Annotated in this window: 4 protein-coding genes; 1 reads left to right on the plus strand and 3 read right to left on the minus strand. The window is 72.4% G+C overall.

Going from position 1 to position 4149, the window contains the following annotated elements; translation table 11 throughout:
• Positions 1-638, minus strand: a 638-nt coding sequence (locus tag ABT300_RS42010; RefSeq protein WP_502978111.1) for a DUF6807 domain-containing protein, incomplete at its 3' end; no start/stop codon positions are given.
• 268 nt (positions 639-906) lie between these two features.
• On the opposite strand from ABT300_RS42010, the gene ABT300_RS42015 reads away from it, so the two are divergent.
• Entirely contained in the window at positions 907-1629 is a 723-nt protein-coding gene (locus ABT300_RS42015; RefSeq protein ID WP_351687857.1) for a FadR/GntR family transcriptional regulator, read from the plus strand.
• Positions 1630-1767: 138 nt separating this feature from the next.
• On the opposite strand, the gene ABT300_RS42020 is transcribed toward ABT300_RS42015, so the two are convergent.
• Both ABT300_RS42020 and ABT300_RS42025 read right to left on the minus strand, forming a co-directional pair.
• Positions 1768-2562: a VOC family protein gene (locus ABT300_RS42020; RefSeq protein ID WP_351687863.1), complete on the minus strand. Its 795-nt coding sequence runs from the start codon at positions 2560-2562 to the stop codon at positions 1768-1770.
• 126 nt (positions 2563-2688) lie between these two features.
• The coding region (locus ABT300_RS42025) for an outer membrane protein assembly factor BamB family protein (protein ID WP_351687860.1) at positions 2689-4149 on the minus strand (1461 nt) is incomplete at its 5' end.

The following is a 4149-nucleotide window of genomic DNA, read 5'->3' on the forward strand; positions in this document are numbered from 1 at the left end:
CTCCAACGGCTCGGGCAAGTCCACGCTGCTGCGCGCCATCGCCGGACTGCTGCCGCCGTAGAGCGGCAAGGTCTACACCAGTGCAGGCCGGTGTAACCGGCGGCTTCGCGCCCCGCGGTGGTCGGGGAGCCGAAGACGAGCGGTGCGTCACGGACGTTGGTGAGCCGGATCGACCAGTCGAGCACCCACGCCCCCACCGCTTGGTCGACGGAGTGGACGGTGAGGCCCCGCTCCTCGCGCGCCCATTCCTCGCCGCCGTGCGCGACCCAGGTGAGCTGCTCGGTGACGGCAAGCCTGTCGTCGGTCACCGCGAACGCGGAAAAGCCGTCGTGCCGCATCGAGCCGACGCGTTCGGGCAGGGCCAGATAGCCCTCACCGTGGACGTAGGAGTTGCCGCCCCAGAAATTCTGGCCGCACAGGTGGCTCGCCGTCATCTGCAGGCCCTTGTGCCAGCGATGGTCGCTGGGCCGGTAGCCGGTCACCGTGCGGCCGGCGAGGGTGCGCACCGGGTGCGCGTACGGCTTGGGCGCCTCGAACGCGTCGGGATCGGGACGGTACACGTACCGGAAGATCTCCGTCCCGTCCGCCGCCGTGACCGCGAAGTGCTCGCCGCACGCGTGACTGACTCGGATGCTCATGCGCGCTCCTCAGGGCCCGTTACATGGTCGCCGTGTGGGTGACGGAGCGGAGAAAGCGCTTGCCCCCGTGAGGGGACCCTACGGGCGCAGCGAATGTCAGGACAACCCCTGTGTCCGAATGCGACGACGCCTTCACGCAATCATCGTGCGCGCATCCGGCGCGGTGGACGGGCGGGGCGCGCCGGTTCCCGGCGCAGCCGCCCACCGGTTCGATCCCTCGGACGGCCGAGTACCATCGACGTCACCCTCGGGAAATAAGGAGCTCGCGTTGTCTCTGACGGACAGGGCCATCGAGCAGATCCGTGAGCTCATCCGGACCGGCGCTCTGCCTCCGGGGTCGAAGCTCCCGCCGGAACCGGACCTGGCCGCCCAGCTCGGTCTCTCCCGCAACCTCGCCCGCGAGGCGGTCAAGGCACTCGCCGTGGCCCGGATACTGGAGGTCCGGCGCGGCGACGGCACCTATGTGACCAGCCTGCAGCCGAGTCTGCTCCTGGAGGGGCTCGGCGGGGCGGTGGAGCTGCTGCAGAGCGACTCGGCCGCGCTGCAGGACCTGATGGAGGTGCGACGGCTTCTGGAACCGGTCGCCACCGCACTGGCCGCGACCAGGATCTCCGACGATCAACTGGCCGAGGTGGAACGGCACTTGGACGCCATGCGGGCGGCCCGTGACGACGTGGAGCTGCTCAACGCGCACGACGCGTCCTTCCACCGCGCCGTCGTGGCCGCCACCGGCAACGAGTCACTGCTCGCCCTGCTCGAAGGCGTCTCGGGCCGTACGCTGCGCGCCCGCATCTGGCGCGGGCTGGTCGACGACCAGGCCGCGGGCCGCACCCTCGCCGAGCACGAGGCGATCTTCCACGCGCTGGCCGCCCGCGACGCCGCACTCAGCCAGGCCGCCGCCCTGTTGCACGTGAGCACCACCGAAGGGTGGCTCAGGGAGCATCTGCGCGCGGGCGGAGTCCCCGGACCGGCCGGCACGACAGCCCCCTGAGGCCCCGGCTCAGCCGCCGGACGGGGTGTCCCGACTCAGCGGCTGGACGGGGTGACTCGGCCCAGCCGCCGGGCGGGGTGCCTCTGCTCAGTCACCGCACGGGGTGACTCAGCCCAGCCGCCGGACAGGGTGTCCCGCTCAGTCGCCGGACGGGGTGAGCACAACGAAGTCCGCGTTCGACGGGTCGAGACAGACGGCCAGCCGGCCGACGCCCGGCACGTCCTGCGGGCCCATCTGCACACTGCCGCCGTTCCCGGTGACCGCGGCGACCGCGGCGTCGCAGTCGGTGACGGCGAAGACCGGGTGCCAGTAGGGCCGTCCGTCCGCCAGGGCGAGGTCCTGCGCGCGGACCTGCATGACGCCGCCCTGCATGCGCTCCTCCGGCAGCCCCTCCGGTGTGACGAGGGAGTACTCACCGCCGCCCCCCGGCAGGTCCATGGCGCTGAAACGCCAGCCGAACACACCGCCGTAGAACTCCTTCGCCGCCGCGGCGTCGGTCGTGTACAGCTCGGTCCAGCACAGCGACCCCGGCTCGTCGACGAGCTCGAAGCCGGCGTTCTTCCCCGGCTGCCAGACCGCGAACTGGCCGCCCAACGGGTCGCTGTACTGCGCCATCCGGCCCCAGTCGCCGAGGTCCCTGCTCGCCAGCCGCACCGTGCCGCCCGCCCGCTCGACGGCCCGGGTCGTGGCGTCCGCGTCGGTGACCGTGTAGTAGATCATCCAGGCGGAACGGGCCCCCTCCTCGGTCAGCCTGCCGAGCCCGGCGACCGTCTTGCCGTCCTTCTGGAACATCCCGCCCTCGGCGTCCTGCCCCTCCATGGGCTCGTACCGCCAGCCCAGCACGGCGGCGTAGAAGGCCGCGGCAGCCGGGACGTCGGGCGCGCCGAGGTCGATCCAGCAGGGTGCGCCGGGGGTGGGGTCGGTGGTCATCACGGCGTCGCCCTTTCGCAGATCCGTCAACGCCCTCAGCCTGGCATCGGGCGCAGGCGCTCGCGCGCCGGCCACCCCGGGGCGGGGACCGAACGGGTGGTTCCCGTCGCCCTCAGGTGACGGGTGCCCTCAGGTGACGGGCAGCCCGTAGGCCCGGTCGAAGTGCTGGGCCACGAGGTGTCCGGCGCCGTCGCAGGAGAGCTGCCACCGGTTGACGCCGGTCTCGCGGCCGTCGGTGAAGTTCCACAGCAGTCGGCCCGAAGCGGTGTCGATCGCGTAGAAGCCGTCCTTGTTCTCGAACGCCGTCACGTACACGGCGTGTGCGCCCACCGCGACCGGGCTGTCCATGTCGAGGCGGGGAGTCTCGCAGAACCAGCGCCGGGAGCCGCTCGCCGCGTCGAAGGCGTGCACCCCGCAGGGGTCCGTGCTGGTGACGTAGACGGTGTTGCCGACTGCCCCGAGGGAGGCGTACATGCCCCGTTCCGCCTTCGCCTTCCACCGGAGCCTGCCGGTGCTCAGCTCCAGGGCGATGAGTTCGGGACCGATCGCGAACACGGTCTGTCCGAGCACGGCCAGGCCCGGCCTGAGGTCGTATCCCACCGGGTGCCGCCAGCGCAGGCTGCCGGCGTCACGGGTGCTGCGGACGGCGATGTTGCGCAGTCCGTCGGCGTAGACGAAGTACTCGTCGGTGAGCACCGGCTGCAGTGCGATGCCGACGTCCTGCGGATCCACCGGTATGACGAGTGCCTGACGCGCCTCGATGTCGACGCCGAAGACGGAGTCGGTGGAGGTCGCCACCCCCTGGTCCCCCGGCCGGCGCTGCAGCTTGGCGCCGAGCACCGACACGGTGTGATCGTCGTAGCCGCCGAGCAACTGGTCGAACCGGTAGTCCTCGCCGAAGTCGAGGGTGAACTGCTCCCCGCCGCCGACCGGGTCCACGCCGATCACCGTCGCACCCGTGCCCAGCGCGACCGCCGCGCCGTTGATCAGCAGGACGGGTCCGGGCGAGAGACTGATGCCCTGGTACACCCAGCGGGGTCGCGAGCCGTTCTTCACGTCGAGACCGATCATGTCCCCCGGACGGCTCTTCAACAGGGCCATGCCGTCGTGGAAGACGGCCGGGACCTGCAGCAGCGGTTCGCCCCGGTAGATCCAGGTCGGCTCGGGCGCCCGGCCGAGCGGACGCGACGTCTTCCCGCCCGCCGTGGGGCGGACGGCGAGTGCCGCTCCCGCGACGATCGCCGCACCGGCGGTCGCGGCCAGGACCGTGCGCCGGGCGATCCCGGCGCGTGCGGGGGCGCGGTGGTGAGCCGTCGTGGCAGAACGTTTCGACGCCGATTGCGGCAACGTGTCGCGCACCGGAAGCCCCAGCAGCTTCCTGCTCGACGTCGAACGCGGCGCCCGCGACCGCCCCTTCGCCGTTTCCGGCGCCTGCGCTGCTGCCTCGGGCTGCTCTTCGGCCTCGGCCCCGGACCGGTCGGCGGCCACGTGCCCGGGCCCGTCGGCGGCCCCGTCCCCGGGCCGGTATGCGGCCTCGCCCCCGGCCCGGGCTTCGGACTCGTCTGCGGCCCGGGTTCCGGCCTCCGCCCG

Source organism: Streptomyces sp. NPDC001027 (assembly GCF_040299045.1).
Taxonomy (GTDB): domain Bacteria; phylum Actinomycetota; class Actinomycetes; order Streptomycetales; family Streptomycetaceae; genus Streptomyces.